The sequence below is a fragment of the Mesorhizobium sp. WSM4820 genome (assembly GCF_055811075.1).
This window is the reverse complement of record NZ_JBVVQN010000012.1, coordinates 91,621-117,530: the sequence shown is the minus strand read 5'-3', so window position 1 is coordinate 117,530 and position 25,910 is coordinate 91,621. Positions and strand designations below refer to the sequence as shown.

Here is a 25,910-nt window from a genome sequence, read left to right as displayed (position 1 = left end):
TTGGCAACTACCAGTTCGTAACAGAACCGTCGCGGCGCTTAAGGTGAGGCGCTTCCCAGAAACGAAAGCTCGCCGCCTGGATCGCCGCCTCGTTGACCTCGACGCCGAGCCCCGGCAGGTCGCCGACCGGATAGTCGGTCCCGTCGAGCCGTGGTCGCACGGGGAAGAAGTCGGAATTGTCGAAGCCAAGCTTAATTTCGGGTTCCCTGGTCTCGAGCCACGCGAAGTTGGCTACCGCGGCGGCGAGATGCACGGTCGCGGCCGTGCACACCGGACCAAGGGGATTGTGCGGCATCAGGTCGACATAGTGCGCCTCGCTCCAGCCAGCGACTTTCATCGCCTCGGTAAGCCCGCCGACATTGCAAACATCGAGCCGGTTGAACTGATGAATGCCGCGCTCGATGTAGGGCAGGAACTGCCACTTGCTGGAAAACTCCTCGCCGATGGCAAAGGGGATGTCGGTCATCGTACGCAGCGATTCGTAGGCCTCCGGTGTCTCGTCCCGGATCGGCTCCTCGAGGAAATCAATCACGCCGCGGCCGAGCTTGTTGCAGAAGCTCGCCGCCTCGGCCACCGACAGCCGATGATGATAATCGATGCCGAGGACGACGTCGTCGCCCAGCGCCTCGCGCGCCCTGTTAAGGATGCTGGCGGTAGCGCCGATCGACTCGCGCGGCTCGAAGATGTCCCTGCTGTTTTGCCCGGCGGGGAAGAAGCGGATCGCCTGCCACCCCTGTGCGCGCAACTCGCGGGCGCGTTCGATGGCAGCGTCACCTTCGGCCTCGTCTCCGGTCGAGGCGAAGGTGGGGATGCGGTGGCGCTGCTTGCCGCCTAGCAACTCGTAGACCGGCACTCCCAGCGCCTTGCCCTTGATGTCGTGAAGGGCGATGTCGATGGCGGAAATCGCCGCCTGCAGAACACGTCCGCCTTCGAAGTACTGGCTGCGATAAAGCTCCTGCCAGGTCCGGCCGATCTGCATCGGGTCGCGGCCGATGAGAAACTCGCGATAGTGCTCGACCGCGCCGGCCACCGCCTTCTCCCGACCACTCAAGCCGCTCTCGCCCCAGCCGAAGATGCCCTGGTCGGTCTCGACCTTGACGAGCATCTGGTTGCGCGTTCCTACCCACACTGGATAGGGCTTGATCGCGGTAATCTTAAGCTTCTCAGTCATCCACGCCACGTTCCAAACGCATCCCCCTGTTTCAGTTGGCGCCCTGTTTCAGTTGGCGCCCTGTTTCAATTGGCGCCTTGTCTCAGTCGGCCTTGAGGGCCATTTCGGTTTCGGCGTCGAACAGATGCATCCGCTCCTGGTCGAACTCGAGCCAGATCTGTTCATCGGGCGCGACGGCAATGTTCGGCGGCACGCTGATGTTGACGATGGCGCCGGACAGGAACGCCTGCACGAAGGTGATGTCACCGGTCGGCTCCACCGTGTAGGCCTTGGCCGGAATAGCACCGGGGATCGCGCTGTTGCGCAGCTTGATCGTCGAGTGACGTGCGCCGAGCACGACTTTCCCGGTCGTCGCCCTTGCGACCTTCCGGGCGTTGCGCGGCGAGAGCTCAAAGCTCCAGCCCTCCGCGCTGGTCAACACAGCGTTGCCGTTTGCCGTCGATGCCTGCAGCGGAATAAGGCTCATCGCCGGGCTGCCTATGAAGCTGGCGACGAACATGTTGACGGGATGGGCAAAGACCTGCGCCGGTGAATCATATTGCTGCAGGTAGCCGCCGTTCATCACCGCCATCTTGTCGGCCATGGTCACGGCTTCGAGCTGGTCGTGCGTCACATAGATGATCGTCGCCTTGAGGTCCTGGTGGAAGCGCTTGATCTCGGACCGCATCTGCACGCGCAGTTTGGCGTCGAGGTTGGAGAGCGGCTCGTCCATCAGGAACACGGCGGGGTCGCGGACAAGCGCACGGCCCAGGGCCACCCGCTGCTGCTGCCCGCCCGAAAGTTCGCGCGGCTTGCGCTCGAGCAGGTGCGTCATGTCGAGCACTCGCGCCGCTTCCTTGACCTTCTTGTCGATCTCGTCCCTGGGCAGTTTGCGCATCTGCAGCGGGAACGCCAGGTTCTTGTAAACAGATTTCTGCGGATAGAGCGCGTAGTTCTGGAACACCATGGCGATGTCCCGGTCTTTGGGGTCGAGGTCGTTGACCACCCGGTCGCCGATGACGATGTCGCCCGATGTCATCGGGATCAGCCCCGCGACGAGATTGAGCGTGGTTGTCTTGCCGCAGCCTGAAGGGCCGACGAGCGCAACGAACTCGCCGTCATTGACCGTCAGCGACACGTCGTTGACAGCCTTGAAGCTGCCATAGGACTTGACGAGATCTTTGAGGACCACGTGGGCCATCGGCAACTCCCTAGTGCTTGACCGCGCCTTCTGTAAGGGCGCGTACGAAGTATCGTTGCAGGACGAGGAACAGCACGACGACGGGCACGCTCATCATGAAACTGGCCGCCATCAGGCCCGGAAAGTCCGTCGTATTTTCCGAGAAGAAGCGCTGGATGCCGACCGGCAGTGTCAACTGGTCGTTCTTGGTGAGGAAGGTGTAGGCGTAGATGTACTCGTTCCACGCGCCGATGAACGAATAGATCGCGGTGGCGATGATCCCCGGCGTCGAGAGCGGCATCACAATCAAGATGAAGGCCTGGAACCGCGTTGCCCCATCGATGCGCGCCGCCTGCTCGAGCTGCACCGGAATGTTGTCGTAAAAGCCCTTGAGCAACCATATCGCCAGCGGCAGGCCGAAGGTGAGATAGGTGAGAATCAGCGAGCCATGCGTGTTCATCAACCCGAGCAGGCGCATCAGGATGAACAGCGGCACGAGAAAGATCACCGCCGGGAACATGTTGCGCAGCAGCACGGCGAAGAACAGGAAGTTCCGGCCGGGGAAACTGAAGCGCGAAAACGCGTAGGCCGCAGGGACGGCGACGATCACCGAGAGGATTGTCGTGACGGTCGACACGAAAAGGCTGTTCCAGAAGAAGCGGAGGAAGTCCTGGCCGACGCTGTTCTGGGGATCGAGCAGCTTCTCGTAGCTGGCGAGGGTAGGTTCGTCCGGCCACCATTGCGGCGGGAATTGCAACGCCGCGAACCCGGACTTGATCGAGGTGATCAGCATCCAGATCATCGGCACCGCGGTGTAAAGCAGCATGAACGCGAGGAAGATGCGCCCGGTCCACCGCCATCCGTCGACGCGCATCCGGCGACGGCTCAGGGCTCGCGGGGCGGTCTCGGCAGTCGTGCTCATGCGCTCCCCTCCTGCCGCTCGTTACCGCTTAGCGCACGGACGTAGAAGTAGCCGAGCGTCATCAGGGTGAGGAACAGGAGCACCGAATAGGCAGATGCCACGCCCCAGCGCTGCCGGCCGAAGGCGAGCTCATAAATGTGGGTGATCCAGATATGCGATGCGTTGGACGGCCCGCCGCCGGTCATGATCCAGGGGATGATGAAGGAATTGAAGTTGGCCACCGCGAGCAGCAGGATCGTCACCGTCGAGACGTTGCGCAAGTGCGGGAAGGTGACGTGCCAGAAGCGCTGCCAGGCGCTGGCGCCGTCGACCTGCGCGGCGCGCAGCAACTGCTCGGGCACGGTCTGCAGGCCGGCCATCATCATGATCATGGCAAACGGAAACTCGCGCCAGATATTGACGACGATCAGGGAAGGCAGAACCGTGTTGACGCTGTCGATGAAATTCGGCGGTCGGTCGGCCAATCCGAGGCCGACCAGCACCGCGCCGATGATCCCGAAGTCCGAATGATAGATCCACTTCCAGATATAGGAGGCGGCGACCGCGCTGATGACCCAGGGAATGATCAGTATCGCGCGCAGAACACCGCGGCCGACAAACTCGCGGTGGAGTGCCAGCGCGGTGGCAAACCCCAGGACAAAGGCAATCAAAGTCGAGCCCAGCGTCCAGATCAGAGTGTTCCAGGTGACTCTCCAGAACACCTCGCTGGTGAGGATGGTCGTGTAGTTGTCGAAGCCGATGAAGGTCTTGTCGCGAAGCTGCAGGCCAGGCGGCGTCTTGAAGAACGACAGTTCGATCGTGTAGTAGATGGGGTAGGCGATGACGATCAGCATCACGACGATCGCAGGCAGCACGTACGCGTAGTCGGCGCGATGCTCCCAGATCTGGCGTAACGCGCCGGACCTGCCGGATTGCAATCTTCGGCGAGCCTCGGCCTTGCCGGTCACGATCGTCACTGTGGCGCGCCCTTATTTCTTCTGAACGAACCGGCTGCACTATCGGTGCAGCCGGTCAGGCCTGGATTAAAGCGCGTCGCGTTTGATCGGCCTCACGCGACGCGCTTTAGGTTGCTATTTTATGCATGTCGTTATCGCAAAACCGCTGCACACCCTCGGGTCCAGGCCCGAGGGCATGCTTTTGCGCGACATGCATTAGAGTCCGCCCATCAGGTCTCTTACCCTCTTGGCCGCGTCGTCCGCTGCCTCGTCGACGGTCATCGCTCCGGTCAGGGCATTCTGCAGCATGTCCGGGACGATGATGTTCATGATCTCGGGAGCCTGCGGCAGCGCCGGGAACGGGATGCCGTATGGCAGCATCGAGGTCGTCACGTCGAGGAACTTGATGTTGTCCAGGCGTTCCTTCATCCATTTGGTCTTGAAGCCGTTAAGGTTGCCGGGGTTCGAGCCGGCATAGGCCATCTTCAGCGACCATTCAGGGCTCGTCCACATGCAGACCATCGCCTTGGCAGCCGGCTCGTCGACCTTGCCGCCCTCGACATATTCAGGCTTCAGGATGTGAATGTTCGAACCGCCGAAAACGACTGCGCGCTTGCCGTCGGGGCCAGTTGGAATCAGGCCGTAGCGCATGTTGTCGATGACGGTCTGCGCCTTGTCCTTGTCGGCGCCCGTCGCCTTCTTCTGCAGGTCGAGCATGACGTCGTAGTCGGACGGGTGCGAGATCATCATGCCGAGCTGGCCGGCGAGGAACAGGGGCTGGTTATCGGCCTGCTGGTTGGTGAGCGCGGAAACCGGAACCGACTTGTCGCGAACATACATGTCGTACGAGGCTTGCAGGGCGGCCTTGCTCTGCGGGCTATCGAGCTGGACATCCTCATAGGTCGGGTTCGCGGTGGCTTCGTCGAAGACGCCGCCGCCATGGGCCCACAGCTGCGGCATGAAGCGGTACGGCGTATTGCCGGCATTCTTGCGAGCCACGAGGCCGTAGCCGGCAATGCCGAGCTTGTCGTGGATCTGCTTGGAATACTTGACGACGTCGTCCCAAGTTGCCGGAGCCTTGTCCGGATCGAGGCCCGCACGCTTGAAAATGTCGGCGTTCCAGATGAACGCCATCGTCTCGTTGTTGGTTGGAATGCCGTAAGTCACTCCCTCCCAGGTCACGGCCTTCATGGCGCCGGGCCAGAAGTCCTCGGTGGAATACCCGACATCCTCGGGTTTGAGCGGCTCCAGGTAGCCTTTTGAGGCGAACTCGGTACCACCCAGGATTTGCAGGCGGACCGCCATCGGCGCGGCATTGCCGAGGAGCGCCGTGCGGAACTTGTCAAGAAGGTCGTTATAGGTGAGGGCTTGTTCCTCGAGCTGGATGTTCGGATAGGTCTTGCGGAAGGTCTCGAAGAAATCCTTGTAGTACTGGCGCAAAAGGTCGGGGTCGCCCTCGAACACGCCCTGATACCAGAAAGTCAGTCGCCCCTTGTAGTCGAGCGGGGTGACCTTGGCGCAATCGGCCGCGGTGTCAAAATCCTCTGTGCCCGCAATGGTGCGCACATATTCCGGCGACCACTTGCTGAGGTCGACGGGCGCTCCGAGCGCCGATGTCGACATCAGCGATGCCATCAAAGCAGTGGCGACAGTGCCGCGCAGGACCGCACTGCCGAGCGTAATCCTCGTCATAGGTATCCTCCCTGGTTCTCCATGCCGCCCTGCGCCGAGGCAAGGCGGTCTAGCTCGTTCGACCGCGGGACGCTTTCTGTTCTATGTATCCCTTCGATCATTTTGTACGTTTTCAGATCGTGGATTGCCTGTCAACGCGCTGGATCGTACATTGTTTGTGAAATCCGTGTGTGATATCGGGCAGGGTATGTGTTGATCAGGGGAGCCGGTCTTGGCCGAAATAGATGATTTTAAAGCCATGCCACCGGTGGAGACTGACCCCATGGCCTCCAGCGAGGGCGCCTCGCTTTATGAACTGATCAGGGAAGACATCATCGAGGGACGGCTCGCCGCCAACGAACGGCTCGTGGTCACCGATCTCGCCCGGCGTCACGGCACCTCGACAAACCCCGTGCGCGAGGCCCTGCAGCTCTTGCGCGGGGAGGGCTTTGTCACCTTTCTCCCCAACCGCGGGGCGCGCGTCCGACCCATAGATCAGGATTTTGTCCGGGATATCTATGAAATCGGTGTTTTGATCGAGCCGGCGCTGACTCGATGGTTTGTGAACATGGCGACCGGCGAGGACATCGCCGAACTCGAACGTCTCCAGGGCCTGATTGAAGAGAACAACTTTGCCGACACCTTCAGGCACAGCGAACTCGATACCGCTTTCCACACCGTGATGTACCAGCGGCACTATAACCGCCATGCTGCCGAACTTTGGTGGAAGCATCGCGAAGTGCTGCGAGCCGTGAGCCGGCGTTTCAATTTCACGCTGGCGCGGCGTGCCGCGATCATTCGCGAGCACCGCGAACTCATCGCGCACGTAAAAGCGGGAGAAGCCGACAAGGCGGCCGAACTCGTTTCCCGCCATGTCGAGGGTTCCGGCCGGCATATCCTCGAACAGATGCGCGCGCGCAACGCCGCTCGGGCCGGATAGGAACGAAGGTCCAGTCTCGAACACCGTTAGCCCTAAGCATTTCAGATAAAGGGATTGAGATGAAAATCACGAGCATTCGGCCGTGGCTGATCAAGTCCGATGCTTCTTATTGGGGAGAGTTCCTGTTCGTCGAAGTGACGACCGACGAGGGGGTGAGTGGCTGGGGAGAGATCACCACCACGACAAGGCTCGCCAACCGCGCTCTCTGCACGATCCTGCGGCAGATCGGCGTCGCCGTGACAGGCGAGGATCCAGCGCGTATCGAGCATCTCTGGCACAAGATCTTTCGCAGCTTCACCTATATGGGCAGCCGCGGCGCCGCCGTCGAATGCGTGAGCGCCATCGATATAGCCCTCTGGGACATCCGGGGCAAAGTCCTCGGCAAGCCGATTCATGAGCTGCTGGGCGGACCAGTACGCGATGAAATCGCGCTCTACACCCATCCCAACCAGGCCAAATTCACCAGCAAGGAGGCTGTGGTCCGCGAAATTCTGGACATCGTCGAGTCCGGACACACTGCGCTCAAGTTCGATCCTTTTCCCCACCAGGGTCGCAGCGCCGATGGCCTGTCCCGCGAACAGCGGGACGGCTACCTTGATGGCAGCATGACCCGCAAGGACGAGCGCGAAGCCGCCGAACTCACGGCGCTGATCCGCGAAACGGCGGGGCCTGACGTCGACATTCTCATCGACGCGCATGGCCGCTTCGACGTTCCCACCGCCATTCGCCTCTGTCGGAGCCTCGAGGAAGCCGGCCAGATCGACTGGTTCGAGGAGCCCTGTCCGCCCGAAAGCCTGAACGCCCTCAAGCAGGTGCGTGAAAAAGTCAGTGCCGCCATCTCGTGGGGCGAGCGCGGCCACACGAAGTGGGATTTCGTGCCGATACTCGAGAACAGGCTCGCTGACTACATCATGCCTGATATCACCTGGACCGGCGGCATTACCGAGCTCAAGAAGATTTCTGCCCTATGCGAAGCCTACTACATCCCGGTCTCGCCACATGACGCCGCGGGACCGATCAACGTGGTTGCGGGAGCGCAGGTGATGATGACCGTTCCTAACTTCTACAGGCTCGAAACGTCGGAGTGGAACCTGGGCAAATACGATCACCTCATCGACAGACCGCTCGATGTCTCGAACGGCAGCCTCAAGCTGACGCAGAGGCCTGGTCTCGGTATTGAGATGGACCGCGACTACCTGCAGGCCCACGAGATCGAGCTGGCCTAGCAACGCTCCATGCCGGCGCGGCGTGCGGGCGACAAGCCACCAGAACGAGGACAAGTCATGGCAAAGACGGCCGACGAGGCGCTCAATCGGGTGAACGCAAACTCCAAGCCATCCGAGCTTCGCATCACCGATATGCGGGTAGCCGAAATCGTCGGCGCGCCGTTCACCTCGACCCTGCTCAAGATTTACACTAACCAGGGCGTCGTCGGGCTTGGCGAGGTGCGCGACGGCGCCAGCGCCACCTATGCGCTGATGCTGAAGAGCCGGCTGCTTGGCGAGAACCCTTGCAACATCGATCGCCTGTTTCGCCGGATCAAGCAGTTCGGCGGGCACGGCCGGCAAGGCGGCGGCGTCTCGGCGGTCGAAATCGCGTTGTGGGATCTCGCCGGCAAGGCCTATGGCGTGCCCATCTACCAGATGCTCGGCGGCCGGTTTCGAGAGAAGGTGCGCCTCTATTGCGATACCGACGCCACTGTGCCGGCCGAGACCGGCAAGCGCCTCAAGCAGCGCATGGCGCTCGGCTTCACGTTCCTCAAGATGGATCTGGGATTGATGCAGATCGCCGATGTCCCCGGTGCGGTCGTGTCTCCTGCCGGCTCTCTTGATGGGTATCGCGTCCAGCCCGGCCGCGGCCAGGTCAAGTCCCTTGAAGAGCGGCGCGCCCGCAACGCCGCCTACGATTTGCACAACGTCCCCCACCCGTTTACCGGCCTCCACTTTTCCGACAAGGGCCTCGACTTGCTTGAGCAGTACATTGCCGAGGTTCGCGAGGTTATCGGCATGGATATTCCGCTCGCCATCGACCACGTCGGCCACATCTCGCTGCAGGACGGTATTCGCCTCGCCAGGCGGATTGAAAAATATGTGCCGGCCTGGCTCGAGGATGTGATCCCATGGCAGTACACCGAGCAGTACCGACAACTGCAGGACGCCACCACGGTGCCGATCTGCACCGGCGAGGACATTTATCTCAAGGAGGGCTTCGAGCCTCTGCTCAAGAGCGGCGGCCTCTCCATTATCCACCCGGACCTGCTCACCAGCGGGGGCGTCCTCGAAACCAAGAAGATCGGCGACATGGCGCAGGACCACGGCGTCGCTATGGCCATCCATATGGCAGAAAGTCCGATCGCGGCAATGGCCGCGGCACATGTCGCGACTGCGACCGAAAACTTCATGGCGCTCGAATACCACTCTGCCGATGTCGACTGGTGGGACGATATCGTCACCGGCGTTGCCAGGCCGCTCGTGAAGGACGGCTTTATCACCGTTCCCGACAAGCCGGGCCTGGGGATTGACGACGTCGTCGACGAGGTGATCTCGCAGCATCTGCAGCCGGGTGTCACCGGCATCTGGCAGCCCACGGATCACTGGGACAACGAGTATTCCTGGGATCGCACCTGGAGCTGAGGCGAAAAGAACCGAAGATGAAGATCACCGATCTCCGTTGCGCCGTCATCGGCAAGCATCCCATCGTTCGCATCGTCACCGACGAGGGCTTTTATGGCCTGGGCGAGGTCGAGTACACCAAGCCCTACCTCAAGCCCTGGGTCCTGCATTTTCGCGAGGCGCTGATCGGCGAGGACCCGACCGACGTCGAGCGGGTGATGCTGAAGATCCGCCAACGCGGCTCTTTCAAGCCCTATGGCGCGGCGGTAAGCGCCATCGAGCATGCGCTGTGGGATATTGCCGGCAAGGCCGCAGGCGTGCCGGCCTACAAACTGCTCGGCGGCAAGGTGCGCGACCAGGTGCGCGTCTACAACGGCTCGATCCGCAGGAAACGCACGGGCGACCGGCCACAGGATTACGCCGCTGACGTCAAATGGATGATGGAGCAGCCGCAGAACTTCTTCATGATCAAGCAGGGAATCTCGTTCCACTCCAACATGAAGGACACCATCGAGGGCTTCCATTACGGCGTGACGCAGAAGCAGGCCGGCTATCACGGTGCCATGGATCAAGGTGTGATCAGCGAGCGCGGTTTCAATCACATGCTCGATTGCGTGATCGCGATGAAGGAAGTACTGGGCGACAAGGTGAGCCTGGCGCTCGACTGCGGCCCGGGCTGGATGCTGCCCGATGCGATCAAGTTCGCTCGCGCGGTCGAAAAATACAATTTGATGTGGCTCGAGGACATGCTGACCGGCGACTATGTGCCGTGGGTCAATCCGCAGGCCTATCGGGAGCTGACCACCTCGACCTCGACGCCAATCCATACCGGCGAGCAGATTTACCTCAGGCACAATTTCAAGGAACTGATCGAGACGCAGGCGGTGCGCGTCATCGGCCCCGATCCTGCCGATATCGGCGGCATTGCCGAGCTCAAATGGGTCGCCGAGCACGCCCATATGCACTCAATCCTGATGGCGCCGCACGGCACGGCGAACGGCCTGCTTGGCCTCGGCGCGTTGATCAATGTCTGCGCCACCTTGCCCGCCAACTACATCGCCTTCGAATATCCGAGCGCCTCCGACCCCTGGTGGGAGGACCTCGTAATCGGCCTGCCGTCGCAGATCGTGACGGACAGCATGGTGGACCTGCTGGAAGCGCCGGGGCTGGGCCTCGATATCGACGCCGAAGCAGCCCGAAAGTATCTCAGGGAAGAGGATGCGGGCTTCTTCGACTAACCACCCCTGGGTGCCAGCCAGCGGCCTGGCTTGCAGATGGATTGGCTTTGCAGACTGGGCCGGATGCTGTTTCCCTAAGGATCGCAATGATCGTTCATCTGATAGACGGCACATACGAACTGTTTCGCCACTTCTATGGCCAACGCCGGTTCAACAATGGCCAGGACAAGCCGTTCGGCGCCGTCGTCGGCGTGCTGAACACAGTGCTGGAGATGATCGAGAACGGCGCCACACATGTTGGGGTGGCCACCGATCATGTAATCGAATCGTTCAGAAATCAGCTCTGGCCCGGCTACAAGACCGGGGATGGCATCGAGCCGGCATTGCTCGCGCAGTTCCACCCGCTCGAGGAAGCCCTGGCGGCGATGGGAGTGGCGGTCTGGCCGATGATCGAACTGGAAGCCGACGACGCGCTGGCATCCGCCGCACACAGCGCGGCTGCCGATGAGGGCGTGCAGAAGGTGTGCATCTGGACGCCGGACAAGGATCTCGCGCAGTGTGTGCGCGGCGACCATGTGGTCCAGGTAGACCGCAGGACCCAGAAAATTCGCGATGCCGCCGGCGTACGCGAGAAGTTCGGAGTCGAGCCGGCGCTGGTTCCAGACTTCCTCGCGCTGGTGGGGGATGCCGCCGATGGCTACCCGGGCCTCGAAGGCATCGGCCAGGTCTCGGCCGTCCGGCTGCTTGGCCGCTACGGCCCGCTGGAAAGCTTTCCGCCCGAAGCCCTCGGCAAGCGGAGAGAACTCGCGCTTTTGTTCAAAAATCTCGCGACGCTGCGCACCGACGCTCGGCTGTTCGATAATGTCGAGGAGCTGCGCTGGCACGGGCCGACCAAAGCGTTCGAGATGTTCGTTATCCAGCTAAATGACGCCCGGCTCCTCACCCGTGCGCTCAAGGCTCGCCGTTGCTGACCTCGCAGTCGGCCATCCAATCTGCCAAGAAGTGAAGTGCATACGTCGCCGGTCTCGCAACGCGCGTCCTGTGAGGCCCCATGGATCCTAATGTTTGAGGCAACGATCCCCTTTGTGAGGCTCGCAGCTTCAAAGCCAAGGCCCGTGTGAAGAGAGAACCTCCCGCGGCCGAGAAACAGAATTAACCACATTCGAAGAAGGCGCAAGGCGGTTGGGTTTGTCACCGATCCGTCTCGCGTAACATGTTACTGCTGGAATTGGGGGCATCCGCAGCACGTCCAGGCGCAAGGGCAAGGAAGAGACAGGATGCCGACCTTAAGCAATGGCAGCGAACTTATCGTATGGAACGAACCCGAGAATCCCAATCCGACCCCTGACTCGGTCCTTTTCAGCATTACGGAAACAGACGGCGACGTGGTCGGACCGATAGGCGCAAAGCCGGATTTCCCTTACGGTGGGATCGAACTGGCTTCGGTCGACGTCTTCGACGGCTTCTTCACCATCACCAGCTTCACCCACGAGGGCAGGACCGAAACCTGGACGACCGTGGAAACGCAGGTCTTCGACAATGAAGGCAATTTTCTCCGCACCGTGTCCGACCAGGCGGCCTTCCAGTCGGTCCGGATCGTCTCGATCAGCGCCGACAGCCCCGACGACCTCACGGTGACATGGATCGGGGCGAACGAATATTTCGGCGGCGAAAACACCCAATACGGTCAGCACCAGATCATCTTGAAAGGGGGTGTGCTTCAGCCCGACACCTTCGTTAATCACGCGCCCACCGTTGCCGACCTGGACTTGTCGATTTCGCAGGCGCAATCTCTCGACGACGTCAAGTTCAGCGCGACAGATGCCGACTACGATCTCTTGAACTTTATCGTCTTGGACGGGCCGGACAGCGGCACCCTGGAGCAGGAGACGAGTTTCGACGGTAACCACTACCCGTTTCACCAGGGTCATTATGGCACTACCCTGCACTATCATGCGGATTTTCTGAGCGGAAACCTGTTCGACTACACACCGCAGGCCGGCTTCATCGGCACCGACAGCTTTACGGTTTACGCTACGGACGGCCAGGGCAACAGCAATGTGGCGACGATTACGATCACAGTCACTCCGCCGGCCGAATCCATTACCCTGACCGACGCCAAAAACATCGCGAGCTACGCAAGCCATGATCATGCCGTGCTCGTCGCCGCTCTGGGCGGTGGCGACCGCATCAGCGGCACCCCGTTCAACGATACGCTCGACGGCGGCGCCGGCCACGACCAGCTGTTCGGCGGCGCGGGCGCGGACGACATTATTGGAGGCGCGGGCACCGATTGGCTGAAGGGCGGCGCTGGCAATGACGAGATCAGCGGTGGTGAGGGCGCAGACGGCGTCCGCGGTGACACTGGCGACGATGTCCTCGACGGCGGCGCCGGCTCCGACGACATGCGAGGTGGTGCTGGCGACGACATCCTCAATGGCGGCGCCGGCCGCGACCGGCTGGCCGGCGAGGGGGGCAGGGATGTCTTCGTGTTCGACGCACTTGGGCCGGCGAACTACGACAGGATAGAAGACTTCAATGCGCTCGACGATGTGTTCTGGCTGGACAGCTCCGCATTCGTCGGGCTGTCGGCCGGCTCGCTTTCCGCTGCGGTTTTCGTCGTCGGCAAGCACGCCATCGATGACAACGACCACATCATTTACGACAAGGAGACCGGCGATCTGCTGTTCGATGTGGACGGGGCAGGAGGAGCGGCGACTGTCAAGTTTGCCGCCGTGGACCCGAGCACATTGCTCACAGCGGACGACTTCTTCGTGTTGTAGGGCGGGTGGCTATATCGTCCAAGACAGCATGAAGAAGCGTTCCGACTTCCTGTTCGGCCAGCCCGGGTGCAATTCCTGATTCGGATAATTGAACGAGAATTGCCTTGGCGGTGTTGCGCCAGAAGGCGTTCGCGTCCTCCCCGTTCTTGGACTCCAGGATCAGGGCGATCCCTTCGACCAATTTCCGCCGCCGATGCAGCGGAAATGCGCTTATGTTTGAATCGCACATCGATCACCTCACCCCTTCAGTCACGCGAATAAGCATTGGCGGGTTAGAAAATTTGGTTAACAGCGCTCTTTTTGACGGCGGTCAGCCATGGAGCAAAGCGTCCGCTGGGCTCGATGGTCGGTGCCGCGAATGGCGGCTGGACGCATCGGCATGGCGAGTTCGTGTCCCTGTTGAAGTATTACGGCCTAGGCCTGACGGCGCAGGAGTCCGGCATGAGTGCCAGCATGCGGCTCAGCTGGCGGCCGATCGACGCCTGAGGCTTACCGGATCGGCGTCTCGCCGCGAAACAGCGGCTGGTGCGCCCGCATCAAGGCGGTAATCCGGTCGGCGACTTTTCGCACCGGCGGCGAGTGACGTTCCTCGTGGTGGGTGACGATCCATTGGTCGGTTTCCAGCTCGGGGATAGGCTGAGCGACGCGAACCAGCCGCGGATCGCTGTCACCGACGAAGCACGGAAAGATCGAAAGGCCGGCGCCGGCGGCCACAAGTTCGCGCACCGAATGGGTATTGTTGCCGCGCACGGCAATGCGGTCGCCGTGATGGGCTTGCAGCCAGCGCGCCGAGGCAATGTTTGCCGCTTCGCCGGTGGCGCCGACGAACAACCCGGCGGCGATGCCGTTGATCAGGCGGCGTCCGGAATAAATGGCGTAGGCGACCTTGCCGCTCTGACGGCCGGCCAGCCACTGCTCGGTCGGGCGCTCGCTGCGTATGCCGATGTCGGCGGCACGGCGGCCGATGTCGACACGATCGGTGGTGGTGACGAGCTCCACCCTTATGCCGTCATCGACCGTCCAGATCTCGCCGATATGGGCGGAAACGAAGGCTGAGGTCCATGGCCCGGCCGAGACGCGGACAATGCGGTCGGGCAGGTTTCCCTCGCGCCAGCGGGTCAGCGACTGCATTGCTGCCTCGACGTCTTCGGCGCGCCGCAGCAGTTCTTCACCGATCGGGGTCAGCCGGTAGCCTGTCTGCTGGCGCACGAACAGCGGTTCGCCGATCTGCTTTTCGAGCGCGGTGACGCGTCGTCCAAGGGTGGCTGCGCTGAGGCGCGTCGTTCCCGTCGCTGCGCTCAAGCCACCCAGCCGCGCAATGTCGAGAAACAGCCTCAGATCGTTCCAGTCGATATCCATTTTGCAGAAATGAAAAACTCCTTGCGAGCGTGGCTGTAGCGCGAAGCGGGCATCACGCGCAAGTATGGAGGCATTGGAGGCGTTGGACAATTCTGCCTGGAAGCGACAGTGACAAGCGCCTCGGCCGGCCAAGAAGCCAGCGAATCCTTGCGAAACGCGCATGCGCTTCGCGCAGATGCTTTGCGTTTTCGACCAACCCAGGCGCGCGGGCTTTCTGCGCGCCAAAGGAGACGATCATGTTCGAAAAACTTCGACACCGTTTCGCCCGCTGGCTTGCCTATCGCCAGACGCTTGCGAGCTTGAGGCAGGCCCCAGACAGCACACTGGCGGATGCTGGCATTTCTCGCGAAGAGATCCGCGAGCATGCCCGCCACGCCAGCCTGCATCGTTGAGGAGGCGGGGCAGATGATGACGCCCCAGACGGGGCTAACCAACTTCTAACTCACAGCGATGCGCAGGCCGGTGTCATCGAAAAGATGCAGATGGCTGGTATCGAACTTCAGATCCACCGTGTCGCCGGAAGCCACCGGATATTGTCCGGCGACAACCGCCAGCATGGTCTGGCCGCCGCTTGTCTTGGTGTGGACGATCGTCTCGGAGCCGAGGGCTTCGACCAGCGCGACGCGGGCCGCAACGTCTCCCTTGCCGGCATCGGCGAGGCTGATGTGATGTGGCCGCAGCCCGAGCGTCACGTCGCCATTGGCCGCGCTGACGTTCCCGTCGATCTCGAATCCGGCTGAACCGTCCAACGTGAGGCTTGATCGGCCAGCGCCCCCGGGTGCCACCTTTACCGGCAGGAAGTTCATACGCGGTGCACCGATGAAACCGGCGACGAACAGATTGGCCGGATGGTTGTAGAGCTCGAGGGGCGTGCCGATCTGCTCGATGCGGCCGGCGCGCAGCACGACGATGCGGTCGGCAAGCGTCATCGCCTCGATCTGGTCGTGCGTGACATAGACCATCGTCGCCGACAGCCGTTCGTGCAGCGCGGCCAGTTCGGCGCGTGTCGAGATGCGCAGTTCGGCGTCGAGATTGGACAGCGGCTCGTCAAGCAGGAAAGCGGTTGGATTGCGCACGATGGCGCGGCCGATCGCGACGCGCTGGCGCTGGCCGCCGGAGAGCTGGCCGGGGCGCCGGTCGAGATATGGCGCGATTTCCAGCATCCGCGCGGCTTCGGCGATGCGCCCATCGATTTCGGCGCGCGCCATACGGGCGTTCTCCAGTCCGAAGGCCAGATTCTGGCGCACGCTCATGTGCGGGTACAGCGCGTAGGATTGGAACACCATCGCCAATCCCCTGTCGGCGGCCGGAACGGTGGTCACGTCCTTGCCGTCGATCGCGATGACGCCGCCTGTCGGCCGGTCAAGCCCGGCGATGAGCCGCAGCAGCGTGGACTTGCCGCAGCCGGAGGGGCCGACGAAGACGATCAACTCGCCGTCAAGGATGTCGAGATTTATGTCGTGCAGCACGCCGACCTTGCCGAAAGCCCTCGATACGCCGGTGAGTGTGATCTGGCTCATGGTAGCCTCTATTTCAGACCGGAGCCGGCAATGCCGGTGGTGATGAAGCGCTGAAGGAATATGAACACCAGCACGACCGGGATCATGGTGACGACAGTCATGGCCAGGATGTAATGCCATTGCACATTGAGTTGGCCGGCATAGGTGTTGAGACCAACCTGCAGCGTATAGACCTCCTTGCGCGACAGGACGATCAGCGGCCAGAGGAAGTCGTTCCAGCGCCAGACGACGGAAAAGATCGCCAGCACCGCCAGCGCCGGGGCGGTCAGCGGCAGGATGATGCGCCAGTAGATCTGCCATTCCGACGCCTTGTCCATGCGCGCTGCATCGATCAGCTCGTCGGGGATCGTCAGCATGTACTGGCGCAGCATGAAGACGCCCGTGGGCGTCGCCACTGTGGGCAGGATCACGCCCCATAGCGAATTGAACAGTCCCATTGCCGAGATGACCGAATAGAGCGGCACCAGAATTACGGAGAGCGGCACCATCAGCGTCGCGACGATGAGCATCATCACAGCGGAGCGTCCCCGAAAATTGTACTTCGACAGTGCGAACGCGGCCATCGAATTGGTCAGGAGCGTAATCAGGGTGGCGACCACGGTGACGAAGACCGAGTTGCGCAGATAGAGGAAGAAGTCGAAGGCGAGGAAAGGCTGGACATAATTGTCGAGCGCGAAGGCGATGCTGCGCTTGGGTGTACGGTCCCGGATGTTGACGCGTATGATCTCGCCCGGGTTGGCGGGGTCGACCATCTGCGCGACGGTGCCGAGGCGGCGCACTTCGGCGAGCACGCGCACGCTGCCGTCGTCATTGCGCACTTCGAAGAGCTGCAGCGGCTCCTCATACCCTTCCACGACAGCTTCGGCGGTGACATAGGGCAAAACAGTCGGCGGGAACTCCGCCAGCGCCGCAGGCGTCTTGAACGACGAGTTGACCAGCCAGAGCGCCGGGCCGAACATGACAAGCAGCCCGCCGATCAGCCAGAACCAGGTGAAAACGTCGGTCCAGTGCCAGCCGGCGCCGCCGCGCCGGCGAAACAGAAATTCCGCAACCCTGCTCATCGCATTTTGCCCCGCTGCTCGTTGCGCCTTGCGATGCCCAGTTGGATCAAGGTCAGCACGACCAGCACCGCTCCCATGAGGATCGAGGCCGCGGAGGCGAGCCCCGGATTGCGCAGCATCGAGGCGAAGCCGACCTCGTAGATGTACTGCGTGAGGAACAGCGTGCTGGTCCCGGGACCGCCTCCGGTCAGCACATAGATCTCATCGAATATCTGCACGGCGCGGATGAGTGTCAGCACCAGCACGACCAGGAGGTTGGGCGCCAGCAAGGGCAGCGTTATGCGCCAGAAGACGCGCAAGGGCCTCGTGCCGTCCATCTCGGCGGCCTCATAGAGGTCTTTCGGAATGGCCTGAAGGCCGGCGAGAAGGATCAGCGCATAGAAGCCGACATGGGCCCAGACCGACACCATGATCGCGGCGGTGAAGGCCCAGTTGCGCTCCACCAGCCAGTTGACCGGGGTTCCGCCCGCCTCGAACACCATCAGGTTGAGCAGTCCCTGCCGCTGCAGGATCCAGCGCCAGATGAGACCGACCACGACCGGCGACAAAAGCACAGGGAAGAAGAACACGGCGCGCCAGAAACTGCGCGCACGCAACTCACGGTTGAGTACGAGTGCGGTGACAAGCGCCACGGCGACCATCATCGCCACTTGCAGCACGACGAAGGCCAGGGTGTTCCAAACCGCGATCCAGAACAGGTCCTCCGTGCAGCTCTTCGGGTCGAGATAGCTGCCGCAACTGAACAGCCGCCCATACTGATCGGCGCCGACGAAGGTGCGCTCGCCGAGGAACAGCGCCCCGCCACCGGTCATCGAATAGAGGATGTTGATGACCAGCGGAAACAGCACGAAAATGCCGAACACCAGCATGTTCGGCGCCAGGAAGAACACGGCCATGCCATTGCTGCCCGTGCGCCGTTGCAACATGCGCAGTGGCGCATCGAAAACATTCGCAAGCCAGCCGACCGGCGCCAGTATCATGGCGCCGGCGCGGGTTGCTATGCCGTTTCGGACGTCTCCCATGACACTGCCGCGACGCTACTTCGATGCCTCGGCCACCTGTGCCTTGATGTCCTCGTCGATGCGGACGAAAGCCTCGTCGAGCTTCAGCTCGCCGGCCATGACCTGACTGATGCGGGTCACCAGCGCGCCATAAACCGGAGTTCCCCATTTCCATGCCGGCAGGGCGGCGGCATTCGGCGCGATCTTGCCCGATGCCTTCAGGAAGGCTTCGAGCGACGCCTTGACGTTTTCGTCATCGGTCTTGTAATCGATCTTGCCGGCGAGAACGCCCTTATGTGCGGGCAGGAACAGGGTGCGCTCGGTGAATTCGCGCATAATGTCCTCGCGGCCCAGGAAGTCCATCACCTTGCCGACTTCAGCGGCGTTCTTGGTGTATTTGACGGCGACCAGCGCGGCGCCGCCCGGCATGCCGGTGCAGGCGGCGGTGCCGCACGGCGAGCCCGTCGCCACCCAGTCGAAGTTCTTGCCGATCTTGCTGGCCAGGTTGGCAACCTGCCAACTGCCCGAATAATAGTAGGCAATCTGCCCATTGATGAAGTCGTCGGCCCCGGCGCGATAGGTGGTGCCCGACGCCGACACCCAGATTTCCTTGTTCATGCGGCCGTCGGCAACCCAATTGACCAGCTTTTCGGCGAAGGCTTTCGTGCCGGCGTCAATCGGCGCCGGCAGTCGATCACCGCCGATGTAGTTGGCGCCATAAGAGATGTTCGCCGCCGAGATACGATGGCCGCTGCGGTCGATGGCAAAGGCTGCGTTGAGCTGCTGGCTCTGCTGCACCTTGCCGGCGGCATCGACCCAATCGTCCCAGGTTGCGGTGTCGGCCGGGATCGGCACGCCGGCCTGTTCGAAAAGCGTCTTGTTGACGAAGCCGCCGGTCAGCGTGATCTGGGTCATGAAGCCTGGAATGACCTTGGAACCGTCAGGGCGCATCCAGTCGAACTGGTCGCCGAAATTCGTCTGCCAGTATGCTGGATCGGCAACCACAGGCGTCAGGTCGAGCCAATGATCGGCGAGTTCCTTGATATTGGTGACGCGGGCGATATCGGGACCCCGTCCTGCCTCGAGTTCGACCGGAAGCTGCTCCTGGACAACCTTGTAGGCGACATTGTCGAGAATGACGTTGATGTCCGGATTGTCTTTCATGAAGCGGTTGAGCAGGTCCTGTATGACCTCACCCTCGACGCCGTCCGAGTACCACATCACGCGAACGTCGCCTGCGAACGCGGTCGACGACAGAAGGCCCGCCGAAAGGCCCAGGATTATCGAATTCATTCTCATGGTTCACTCTCCTCCGCTTTTGCGGTCTTCACCGCTTGATTGTCGCTGTCCGAGCTGCTTGTCCTGCTCCTTTTGATCCTCACCTGGTTGCGATGGCGTCGGCTGCGAACAACGTGGCTTCACCCGTGACCTGCCAGTCGGCCGGATCGACGACACGGTCCTCAGCCTCCATGCGGCCATCCGGATGGAACAGCACGTCGCCATATTCCGGATCATTGACATGCAGAAGGCCGTTGTTTCCGTGGCCGACCGCGAGCTGAGAAAACCGCGCCTCGAATTCCTCCAGCGACCCGTATTGCCGGCGCCGGCCCAAGCGGATGATCCATACGGCTTGATGGCCCGGCACGCGCAACTCGTTTCCAGCGGTCGGCCCGCGGCCGACGACCTCGAAGGCGCTGTCGGCCTTCAGCATCGCGAGCCCATCGCCGCCGCGCGCCGAAGCGATATGTTCCTTGACCCACGCTTCGTCGAACGCGCTCTGTGGGAACCAGGCATGGGTAAAGTCGGGCTGCTCGGCAGCGCAGCTGAACAGCACAACTGCCAGGTCGCGGTATTGATGCACGCGCGGCAGAGATCCGGAGCCGCCCCAGTAAGACGGACGGCCATAGCCCGAATGAATCGTCTCGCCCGGATGGTTGATCCATATCTGCGCGTCGGGATTGCCGCCGAGGCGCAGGTGCAGCACCGTTTCTTGATAACCCCATTCGTTCCAGCGATAGGCTGCTGCGCTTCCCATGGCGAAATCGCGGGTCTTGTAGTGGTAGAGCTTGGCGATCCGGTTCTGGCCCTGCGCGAAGCACCATTCCTGCGCGTCGTCGCCGGCCATGCAGGCGATACCGGTCAGTTCTTGCGGGACGTGGAGCCCATGGTCGCGCAGGCAGAGCGCAAGCTGCGGCAGGGCGTGGAAGCGCATGCCGTAGAAACCTTTGCCCCACAGCATGCGTGCAATGCCGGAAAGTTCCAGCGAACGGGCGGCGCGCAGCGTGTGTTCGTAGGAGCGGCCCTGCGCGCCGGTAAGCATGCCCTGCTGAGCCGAGCGGGCGACGATCTCGAGCAGGCGGTTGATCGCAGCCCCGGCGCGCCGGCGGACGTCGGCGTCTGGCCCAAGCGCGTACAGGATCGTCAACCCCTTGAGATCGATCGGGAAATAAGGCGCGGAGTTGAATTCCGCCATCTCCCATGCCTCGAAATGATCGAGCCAGGCGCGCACGCGCGCAAGGCCCACGGTCGACTGCTCCGCGCCGGTGCGCCCCGAGCGGACAAAGCGGGCATCGGGCAAGAGATGGCCGCCGAGATAAGCCGCGGTGTGAAACAGAAGCGCGTGGTTTTCGGAAAAGTACCACTGCACGTCGTTGCCCGGCTCATCCATCCAATAGCGATAATTGAGGATCGCCTCGTCAATGCGGTGACATAGATCGACCGCGATCCTGTCGCCATAGGCACGACGGCACCAGAGCAGTGGAACCAGGATGAAATCGGCGCAGTCGTGGCAATCTTCGATCGCCGGCAGTGCAGCAGCAATGATGGCGTCGGTTTCGGCGCCGCCGCGGCCGGTCGCCAGCCGCGCCAGCGCCCGCACGGTATCGGCCTCCGCGAAGTTGGAGACCTGTTCCAGGGCTTCGCCGATCCTGTCGGCAAGGATGGCAGGGGCGCGGCCCTGACGCGCCGCATGACAGATTTCGACGCCGAAGACCCGCTGGGCAACAAAGCTTGTAGATGAGAGCGATACGGCAAAATGCCGGAAGTCGGCGGGAAGGTCTTCCGCTGCGGCAATCGTGATGCGTCTTGCCCCCGCTTCGATGCGGCGGCGGAAGATCACGGGCGCCTCGATCGACATGAAGTCGCCCTCAATCACAACAGCTACATCCATCGCAACCGGCAGCGCGACATCCGTCACCAGCGCCACTTCGCCGCCGGAATAAAATGGATGCTCGAAATGCATTGCGTCGAGAGCGGCTTCCATGGCCGCAGCGACGTCGCCTTTGACGGTCGTGGGCAAGACCTGTTCGGCAGCTGGGCCCCGGAGATAGTCGAGTTGGAAGAAATAGCGTGCGTCACGCTCGGCGAGATCGTCGAACCAGATGCTGATCTCGTTGGCGCTGGCGACGAGATCGACCTCGAAATCCTGGGAAGCCTCGAGATTGCGCCCGTAGGGCGCCATCCAGCCGGCCTCTATTCCGTTGACGAACAAAACGGCGCCGCCGCAGGTGCGCAGCCGCAGCAGCGCCCGCCCGTCCGAGCCTGCGTCGAGCACGGTACTTGCCCAGGTGGCGACCACGGTCGGGCGGAACCAGAAGCCCGACAGGTCGACGCGCGGCGAGCCGAACGGAAGCCAAACACGGTCTGGCTCGAACGCGCCCTGCGGCGTGGGCCGTTTTCCGCGGCGTTCGGCGGCAAACTGGGTTCGGCAGGGATATTCGTGCGGGATGAAATTCTTGTGCTTGGTCAGGAAGAAGAAGGGATCCATCTCCCCTTGCATCGGCTGATCTGCAACATCGTAGCGCTGCTCAGACGTCGGGCCGACGAGCCAGTAAACGACGGGGCCGCCGAGCGCGAGCGGCCGGCGCAGCGCAAGATCGTGCGTAATCGGTTCCACGGTGTTCATCGCAGCGTCTCAACGGGCACGGGCGACACGTCGTTATAGGCCTGGTTCTCGCCCGTCATGCCCCAGACGAAGGCGTAGGGCCCGGTTCCGCTGCCCATATGGATAGACCAGGCCGGCGAGATGACACAGTCGCCATTGGCCACGATCAGATGGCGGGTATTGTCCGGCCGTCCCATCAGATGGATCACCCGGTCTTCCGCCGCGAGATCGAAATAGAGATAGGCTTCCATGCGCCGCTCATGCAGATGAGGAGGCATGGTGTTCCAGACGCTCCCTGCAGCAAGATCCGTGATGCCCATCAGCAGCAGACAGGAAGGCGCGACTTCCGGATGAATGTACATGCGCAATGTGCGCTTGTTGGCGCGTCGCTCCTCGCCGAGTTCGAGCGGCTTCGCCTCGGATCTCGTGATCAGCCGATGTTTGATGTCTGCGCCGGCCGGAACCGAGTTCATATAGAACCAGGCGGGGTGCGCGGCGCTGTCGCTTTCGAGCGTCACTTGTTTCGCGCCGCGCCCGACATAGAGCACATCGCGGTTGGCGAGCGCGAAGCGCTGCTGGTCGACGCTCACCGTTCCTGCGCCGCCGAGATTGGCGATGCCCATCTCGCGCGCGGTGAACAGATGCGGCGTGCCGACGTCCGCGCCATCGCCGAAACTCAGCGGCTCTCCGGTTGGGCACGCGCCGCCGACGATCATGCGGTCGACATGGGTGTAAGCGAAGGCGATACGGCCGGGCTCGAACAGCCGCTCCACCAGAAACTCGGCGCGCAGCCGCTCCGTCCCGTAGCCATCGATGTCGCCCGGACCGGCGCCGAAGAGAACGCGCATCGTCATGCCGCTGCCTCGTCAGCTTCGGCATGGATCATCCCCTCGGTGAGGCAGAGGATCGCCAGGGCCTGGCCGTAGCCGGTAGGCTGGATCGGGATGTCGCGGTAGAACTGGAGATCATGGCCCATGCGGGTGCCATAGGAAACGTTTCCGAGCACGCCGTTCTCGTCGATGCTGGCCAGCACCGCGTCGAGTGCGCGCCGGCCCGCTGGACCGCACGCCTTGGGCCCGAAGCCCAGGCGCGCAGCTTTCATGAGACCATAGCCGATGCCGGCGGTGGCCGACATCTCCTCATAGGAGGTCGGGTCATCGAGCAAAGTGTGCCATGCTCCCGATGGCGCCTGCAGGCGCAGCAGCGCTTCGATCTGCGCTTCCAGCACGCCGAGCAGATAGGCTTCGACTGGCTTGCCGACACCACCGTTTTCGATCAGGTCGAGGATGCCGACTGTGATCCAGGCGTTGCCGCGGGCCCAGAGAGCGCCGGCGAAATTATGTCGGCCGGCAAATGTCCAGCCATGGAACCACAAGCCGGTTTTCGGGTCGGCGAGATAGCGCGCATGGACGAGGAACTGGCGAACAGCCTCGTCGATGCATGCTTGCCGGCCGGCCGCGCGGCCGTGGAAAGCGAGGAACAGGCCGGCCATGAACAACGTGTCGTCCCACAATTCGTCGTCGTTGATCTTGTCTGAGACATTGTGCTGGAACCCGCCCTCGGGCGTGCGAGGCATGTCGCGAAGCAGCCTTTCGGCCCATTGGCAGAGAGGCGTTTCCCAGCGCGGATCGCGTGTCTCGCCCCAGAGCAATGCCAGCGCCATCATCGGTGCGGTGGTGTTGATGTTCATCGGCGGCAGGCCCGCGCTTAAATGGCGCTCGTACCAATCTTCGATTGTCTTCAAAAGTTTCGGGTCGCGATTGTGCCGCCAGAGGCAAACCAGGCCGTAGAGGCCCACGCCCTGCGGCCATTCCCAGGAATCGAAGCTGATGTAGTCGCCGGCCGTGCCGTCGAGGTTGGGCTCGTCGAAACGGCCGTCATGGCGCAGGCCAGTCATGCCGCGCACGAGCAGGTCGAGCTTTGAGCGCATTTCTCTCATGGACGACGCCACCACTCCTCCCAAGTTTGCGCGATGTCGGGCAAATGGGTGCCACAAGTTTTTTTATTGCGCAATCTGAAATTTTTTTGCAGCATGCAGGCCTGGCGAGGAAACAGCCGATGGTCGTCAAGGTCGGAAGCGGGAAGCGCGGCACGCCCAGCCGGCGCGTGCGGCTCGAAGACGTCGCCGCGCGCTGTGGCGTATCCGTCAGCACGGCATCGCGGGCGCTTGCCGGCGGCAAGGGCGTGCGCGGCGACCTCCGGTCGGCGATCATCGAAACCGCCAGGAAGCTGAATTATACGATCCCCACTTCGATCGCCGGCCGCAAGGTGATCCTCGCCGCAAGCAACGCTGCGATGATCGACTATGGCCGCAACCAGTTCACCTTCTATGTGCTCGACGGACTGAACGAGCGTGCAAAAACTCTCGGTGTCGAGCTGGTGCCGCGCTCGATCGCCGACGCCGATGATCAGATCGCGCTGCTCGATGACGCCAGGCAAGACAAGAGCGTCGTCGGCTGCCTGTTTCTGACGCTTGACGACGAGGCGGTGCTGACGCTGACCGGCGGTTTCGGCAAGCCGATCGTGCTCATAAACGGCGACGACCCGGCGATGCACCATTCGAGCCTGACGCCATGCAACCGCTCGGCGGCGCATCTCGCGACGCAGCACCTGCTCGACCTCGGCCACCGGCGCATCCTGTTCCTGATGCGACGCGGGCGGCGCACGATCGAGCGCCGCTTCGAGGGCTGGCAGGATGCACTGCGAGAGCGCGGCCTGGCGGCCGGCGAGCTGGCCGTGGAGGTGGCGGATTGGCTGCCGGACCTTGCGGCCGAAGCGATCGCGCGGCGCATCGAGACGCGCGGCCTCGACTTCACAGCTGTGCTCGCCGCGGGCGACAGCCTCGCTATCGGCGCGATGATGGCGATCCGGAAGTCGGGTTACGAGGTGCCTGCCGACGTCTCGGTCATGGGCATGGATGACCTTCCGCAGGCGGCTTTCCAAAACCCGCCGCTGACGACGATGCATATCCCGATGCGCGAGATCGGCGCGGCGTCGCTCGACCTGCTGCTCGCCGATCTCGGCGGGGACCTGCCGCCGCGCCGTATCGAATTCGCCTGCCATATCGTGCAACGCCAGTCGACCGGCCCGATTCGCGCCTGAGACGTATGGTTCACACGGCTGTCCGGGCCAGGCCATCACTACATCGATGGGGTCACGTTCGAACCGTCTTCGAAGCGTCCGTAACCTCCGCCGAAGAAAAGCAGAGGTTCGCCGTCTCGCAACGTCGCGGCAGTTACGCGGGCAACGACGATCAAATGGTCGCCGCCCTCATGCCCGGATATCCGCATGCATTCGAACCGCGACAGGCAGCCACCCAGCAGCGGCACGCCGGCATCGTTCAGGTCGTGCGGGAGGCCGTCGAAGGCTTGACCGACGCGAGCGAAGCGCTGGCTCAGCTCGATCTGCTCCGCGCCCAAGACATGAACCGCGAAATGCTCGCAACCTGCGAAGGCGGCAAAGCGCCTCGAATGCCGGCCGATCGACCAGAGCACGATCGGCGGGTCGAGGGACACCGATGCAAAGCTGTTCGCGGTGATGCCGACGGGACCATCAGGCGTCATCGTGGTGACGACGGTGATACCGGTCGCAAACCGGCCGAGTGCGTCGCGGAACTCGCGCTTGCGGTCGGGGCCGGGCACGAAGCTTTTCATCGGTTGCTGCTCGGGGTTGAGGAAGTGGTACATCAGGCGCCCGCCTGGCCAAGGGCTGCGGT

At 62.5% G+C, this 25,910-nt stretch carries 24 protein-coding genes; 9 read left to right on the top strand and 15 right to left on the bottom strand.

Annotation, left to right across the window (positions count from 1 at the left end; all coding sequences use genetic code 11):
* Positions 1-7 precede the first annotated feature (7 nt).
* The 5 genes from AC0L2R_RS20175 to AC0L2R_RS20155 all read right to left on the bottom strand — a co-directional run bounded on the left by AC0L2R_RS20175 (position 8) and on the right by AC0L2R_RS20155 (position 5,879).
* Positions 8-1,171, bottom strand: coding sequence for a mandelate racemase/muconate lactonizing enzyme family protein (locus AC0L2R_RS20175; protein ID WP_473511072.1), 1,164 nt, complete (start codon positions 1,169-1,171; stop codon positions 8-10).
* Between the two features lie 82 nt (positions 1,172-1,253).
* On the bottom strand, positions 1,254-2,351 hold the full coding sequence (locus AC0L2R_RS20170; RefSeq protein ID WP_473511071.1) for an ABC transporter ATP-binding protein: 1,098 nt from the start codon (positions 2,349-2,351) through the stop codon (positions 1,254-1,256).
* 10 nt (positions 2,352-2,361) lie between these two features.
* Complete coding sequence (locus AC0L2R_RS20165; protein WP_023797625.1) at positions 2,362-3,252, bottom strand: carbohydrate ABC transporter permease; 891 nt, start codon at positions 3,250-3,252, stop codon at positions 2,362-2,364.
* On the bottom strand, positions 3,249-4,208 hold the full coding sequence (locus AC0L2R_RS20160) for a carbohydrate ABC transporter permease (protein WP_473511069.1): 960 nt from the start codon (positions 4,206-4,208) through the stop codon (positions 3,249-3,251). The genes AC0L2R_RS20165 and AC0L2R_RS20160 overlap by 4 nt, the downstream gene beginning before the upstream one ends.
* A 195-nt stretch (positions 4,209-4,403) precedes the next feature.
* Entirely contained in the window at positions 4,404-5,879 is a 1,476-nt protein-coding gene (locus tag AC0L2R_RS20155) for an ABC transporter substrate-binding protein (RefSeq protein WP_473511067.1), read from the bottom strand.
* A 211-nt stretch (positions 5,880-6,090) separates the two neighbouring features.
* On the opposite strand from AC0L2R_RS20155, the gene AC0L2R_RS20150 reads away from it, so the two are divergent.
* The 6 genes from AC0L2R_RS20150 (at position 6,091) to AC0L2R_RS20125 (ending at position 13,371) form a co-directional block, all read left to right on the top strand.
* The gene (locus AC0L2R_RS20150) at positions 6,091-6,798 is read left to right on the top strand and encodes a GntR family transcriptional regulator (protein ID WP_027151244.1); all 708 of its coding nucleotides are present in this window, start codon (positions 6,091-6,093) and stop codon (positions 6,796-6,798) included.
* Positions 6,799-6,857: 59 nt separating this feature from the next.
* Positions 6,858-8,024 carry a mandelate racemase/muconate lactonizing enzyme family protein gene (locus AC0L2R_RS20145; protein WP_473511065.1) on the top strand — a complete coding sequence of 389 codons (1,167 nt, stop codon included), beginning with the start codon at positions 6,858-6,860 and terminating at the stop codon, positions 8,022-8,024.
* A 57-nt stretch (positions 8,025-8,081) separates the two neighbouring features.
* Positions 8,082-9,431: a mandelate racemase/muconate lactonizing enzyme family protein gene (locus AC0L2R_RS20140; protein WP_473511063.1), complete on the top strand. Its 1,350-nt coding sequence runs from the start codon at positions 8,082-8,084 to the stop codon at positions 9,429-9,431.
* Positions 9,432-9,448: 17 nt separating this feature from the next.
* Positions 9,449-10,648: a mandelate racemase/muconate lactonizing enzyme family protein gene (locus AC0L2R_RS20135; RefSeq protein WP_473511061.1), complete on the top strand. Its 1,200-nt coding sequence runs from the start codon at positions 9,449-9,451 to the stop codon at positions 10,646-10,648.
* An 86-nt stretch (positions 10,649-10,734) separates the two neighbouring features.
* A complete protein-coding gene (locus tag AC0L2R_RS20130; protein WP_473511060.1) occupies positions 10,735-11,559 on the top strand; it encodes a 5'-3' exonuclease in 825 nt (274 codons plus the stop codon).
* Positions 11,560-11,865: 306 nt separating this feature from the next.
* Positions 11,866-13,371 carry an Ig-like domain-containing protein gene (locus AC0L2R_RS20125; RefSeq protein WP_473511058.1) on the top strand — a complete coding sequence of 502 codons (1,506 nt, stop codon included), beginning with the start codon at positions 11,866-11,868 and terminating at the stop codon, positions 13,369-13,371.
* Here AC0L2R_RS20125 and AC0L2R_RS20120 read toward each other — a convergent pair.
* The gene (locus AC0L2R_RS20120; RefSeq protein WP_473511056.1) at positions 13,343-13,600 is read right to left on the bottom strand and encodes a DUF6074 family protein; all 258 of its coding nucleotides are present in this window, start codon (positions 13,598-13,600) and stop codon (positions 13,343-13,345) included. The two genes, AC0L2R_RS20125 and AC0L2R_RS20120, sit on opposite strands and share 29 nt — an antisense overlap.
* A 113-nt stretch (positions 13,601-13,713) precedes the next feature.
* Here AC0L2R_RS20120 and AC0L2R_RS20115 point away from each other — a divergent pair, with 113 nt between their 5' ends.
* The gene (locus AC0L2R_RS20115; RefSeq protein WP_473511054.1) at positions 13,714-13,857 is read left to right on the top strand and encodes a hypothetical protein; all 144 of its coding nucleotides are present in this window, start codon (positions 13,714-13,716) and stop codon (positions 13,855-13,857) included.
* Positions 13,858-13,860: 3 nt separating this feature from the next.
* On the opposite strand, the gene AC0L2R_RS20110 is transcribed toward AC0L2R_RS20115, so the two are convergent.
* Positions 13,861-14,730 (bottom strand): LysR family transcriptional regulator, encoded by an 870-nt coding sequence (locus tag AC0L2R_RS20110; protein ID WP_473511053.1) that lies wholly within the window; start codon positions 14,728-14,730, stop codon positions 13,861-13,863.
* 236 nt (positions 14,731-14,966) lie between these two features.
* Between AC0L2R_RS20110 and AC0L2R_RS20105 the strand changes: the two genes are divergently transcribed.
* On the top strand, positions 14,967-15,122 hold the full coding sequence (locus tag AC0L2R_RS20105; RefSeq protein WP_473511051.1) for a YjiS-like domain-containing protein: 156 nt from the start codon (positions 14,967-14,969) through the stop codon (positions 15,120-15,122).
* A gap of 45 nt (positions 15,123-15,167) precedes the next feature.
* Here AC0L2R_RS20105 and AC0L2R_RS20100 read toward each other — a convergent pair whose 3' ends face one another.
* The 7 genes from AC0L2R_RS20100 to bglB form a co-directional block, all read right to left on the bottom strand.
* Complete coding sequence (locus AC0L2R_RS20100; RefSeq protein WP_473511050.1) at positions 15,168-16,250, bottom strand: ABC transporter ATP-binding protein; 1,083 nt, start codon at positions 16,248-16,250, stop codon at positions 15,168-15,170.
* An 8-nt stretch (positions 16,251-16,258) separates the two neighbouring features.
* A complete protein-coding gene (locus tag AC0L2R_RS20095) occupies positions 16,259-17,311 on the bottom strand; it encodes a carbohydrate ABC transporter permease (RefSeq protein WP_473511048.1) in 1,053 nt (350 codons plus the stop codon).
* Positions 17,308-18,333 carry a carbohydrate ABC transporter permease gene (locus AC0L2R_RS20090; protein ID WP_473511046.1) on the bottom strand — a complete coding sequence of 342 codons (1,026 nt, stop codon included), beginning with the start codon at positions 18,331-18,333 and terminating at the stop codon, positions 17,308-17,310. The genes AC0L2R_RS20095 and AC0L2R_RS20090 overlap by 4 nt, the downstream gene beginning before the upstream one ends.
* Before the next feature lie 15 nt (positions 18,334-18,348).
* On the bottom strand, positions 18,349-19,611 hold the full coding sequence (locus AC0L2R_RS20085; RefSeq protein WP_473511044.1) for an ABC transporter substrate-binding protein: 1,263 nt from the start codon (positions 19,609-19,611) through the stop codon (positions 18,349-18,351).
* Positions 19,612-19,690: 79 nt separating this feature from the next.
* Complete coding sequence (locus AC0L2R_RS20080) at positions 19,691-22,216, bottom strand: hypothetical protein (protein WP_473511043.1); 2,526 nt, start codon at positions 22,214-22,216, stop codon at positions 19,691-19,693.
* Entirely contained in the window at positions 22,213-23,049 is an 837-nt protein-coding gene (gene kduI / locus AC0L2R_RS20075) for a 5-dehydro-4-deoxy-D-glucuronate isomerase (RefSeq protein WP_473511042.1), read from the bottom strand. Before kduI ends, AC0L2R_RS20080 begins: the two co-directional genes overlap by 4 nt.
* Entirely contained in the window at positions 23,046-24,134 is a 1,089-nt protein-coding gene (gene bglB, locus AC0L2R_RS20070) for a beta-galactosidase BglB (RefSeq protein ID WP_473511040.1), read from the bottom strand. The genes kduI and bglB overlap by 4 nt, the downstream gene beginning before the upstream one ends.
* Positions 24,135-24,253: 119 nt before the next feature.
* Between bglB and AC0L2R_RS20065 the strand changes: the two genes are divergently transcribed.
* Positions 24,254-25,297, top strand: a complete 1,044-nt coding sequence (locus AC0L2R_RS20065) for a LacI family DNA-binding transcriptional regulator (RefSeq protein ID WP_473511038.1) — start codon at positions 24,254-24,256, stop codon at positions 25,295-25,297.
* Between the two features lie 38 nt (positions 25,298-25,335).
* Here AC0L2R_RS20065 and AC0L2R_RS20060 read toward each other — a convergent pair whose 3' ends face one another.
* Complete coding sequence (locus AC0L2R_RS20060) at positions 25,336-25,881, bottom strand: flavin reductase family protein (RefSeq protein WP_473511037.1); 546 nt, start codon at positions 25,879-25,881, stop codon at positions 25,336-25,338.
* Positions 25,882-25,910: the final 29 nt, after the last annotated feature.

What these genes read in the sequence shown, in the direction of transcription:
- AC0L2R_RS20175 (WP_473511072.1), bottom strand. Translation starts at nt 1,171, where the DNA reads ATGACTGAGAAGCTTAAGATTACCGCGATCAAGCCCTATCCAGTGTGG.
- AC0L2R_RS20170 (WP_473511071.1), bottom strand. Translation starts at nt 2,351, where the DNA reads ATGGCCCACGTGGTCCTCAAAGATCTCGTCAAGTCCTATGGCAGCTTC.
- AC0L2R_RS20165 (WP_023797625.1), bottom strand. Translation starts at nt 3,252, where the DNA reads ATGAGCACGACTGCCGAGACCGCCCCGCGAGCCCTGAGCCGTCGCCGG.
- AC0L2R_RS20155 (WP_473511067.1), bottom strand. Translation starts at nt 5,879, where the DNA reads ATGACGAGGATTACGCTCGGCAGTGCGGTCCTGCGCGGCACTGTCGCC.
- AC0L2R_RS20145 (WP_473511065.1), top strand. Translation starts at nt 6,858, where the DNA reads ATGAAAATCACGAGCATTCGGCCGTGGCTGATCAAGTCCGATGCTTCT.
- AC0L2R_RS20140 (WP_473511063.1), top strand. Translation starts at nt 8,082, where the DNA reads ATGGCAAAGACGGCCGACGAGGCGCTCAATCGGGTGAACGCAAACTCC.
- AC0L2R_RS20135 (WP_473511061.1), top strand. Translation starts at nt 9,449, where the DNA reads ATGAAGATCACCGATCTCCGTTGCGCCGTCATCGGCAAGCATCCCATC.
- AC0L2R_RS20130 (WP_473511060.1), top strand. Translation starts at nt 10,735, where the DNA reads ATGATCGTTCATCTGATAGACGGCACATACGAACTGTTTCGCCACTTC.
- AC0L2R_RS20125 (WP_473511058.1), top strand. Translation starts at nt 11,866, where the DNA reads ATGCCGACCTTAAGCAATGGCAGCGAACTTATCGTATGGAACGAACCC.
- AC0L2R_RS20120 (WP_473511056.1), bottom strand. Translation starts at nt 13,600, where the DNA reads ATGTGCGATTCAAACATAAGCGCATTTCCGCTGCATCGGCGGCGGAAA.
- AC0L2R_RS20115 (WP_473511054.1), top strand. Translation starts at nt 13,714, where the DNA reads ATGGTCGGTGCCGCGAATGGCGGCTGGACGCATCGGCATGGCGAGTTC.
- AC0L2R_RS20110 (WP_473511053.1), bottom strand. Translation starts at nt 14,730, where the DNA reads ATGGATATCGACTGGAACGATCTGAGGCTGTTTCTCGACATTGCGCGG.
- AC0L2R_RS20105 (WP_473511051.1), top strand. Translation starts at nt 14,967, where the DNA reads ATGTTCGAAAAACTTCGACACCGTTTCGCCCGCTGGCTTGCCTATCGC.
- AC0L2R_RS20100 (WP_473511050.1), bottom strand. Translation starts at nt 16,250, where the DNA reads ATGAGCCAGATCACACTCACCGGCGTATCGAGGGCTTTCGGCAAGGTC.
- AC0L2R_RS20095 (WP_473511048.1), bottom strand. Translation starts at nt 17,311, where the DNA reads ATGAGCAGGGTTGCGGAATTTCTGTTTCGCCGGCGCGGCGGCGCCGGC.
- AC0L2R_RS20090 (WP_473511046.1), bottom strand. Translation starts at nt 18,333, where the DNA reads ATGGGAGACGTCCGAAACGGCATAGCAACCCGCGCCGGCGCCATGATA.
- AC0L2R_RS20085 (WP_473511044.1), bottom strand. Translation starts at nt 19,611, where the DNA reads ATGAGAATGAATTCGATAATCCTGGGCCTTTCGGCGGGCCTTCTGTCG.
- AC0L2R_RS20080 (WP_473511043.1), bottom strand. Translation starts at nt 22,216, where the DNA reads ATGAACACCGTGGAACCGATTACGCACGATCTTGCGCTGCGCCGGCCG.
- kduI (WP_473511042.1), bottom strand. Translation starts at nt 23,049, where the DNA reads ATGACGATGCGCGTTCTCTTCGGCGCCGGTCCGGGCGACATCGATGGC.
- bglB (WP_473511040.1), bottom strand. Translation starts at nt 24,134, where the DNA reads ATGAGAGAAATGCGCTCAAAGCTCGACCTGCTCGTGCGCGGCATGACT.
- AC0L2R_RS20065 (WP_473511038.1), top strand. Translation starts at nt 24,254, where the DNA reads ATGGTCGTCAAGGTCGGAAGCGGGAAGCGCGGCACGCCCAGCCGGCGC.
- AC0L2R_RS20060 (WP_473511037.1), bottom strand. Translation starts at nt 25,881, where the DNA reads ATGTACCACTTCCTCAACCCCGAGCAGCAACCGATGAAAAGCTTCGTG.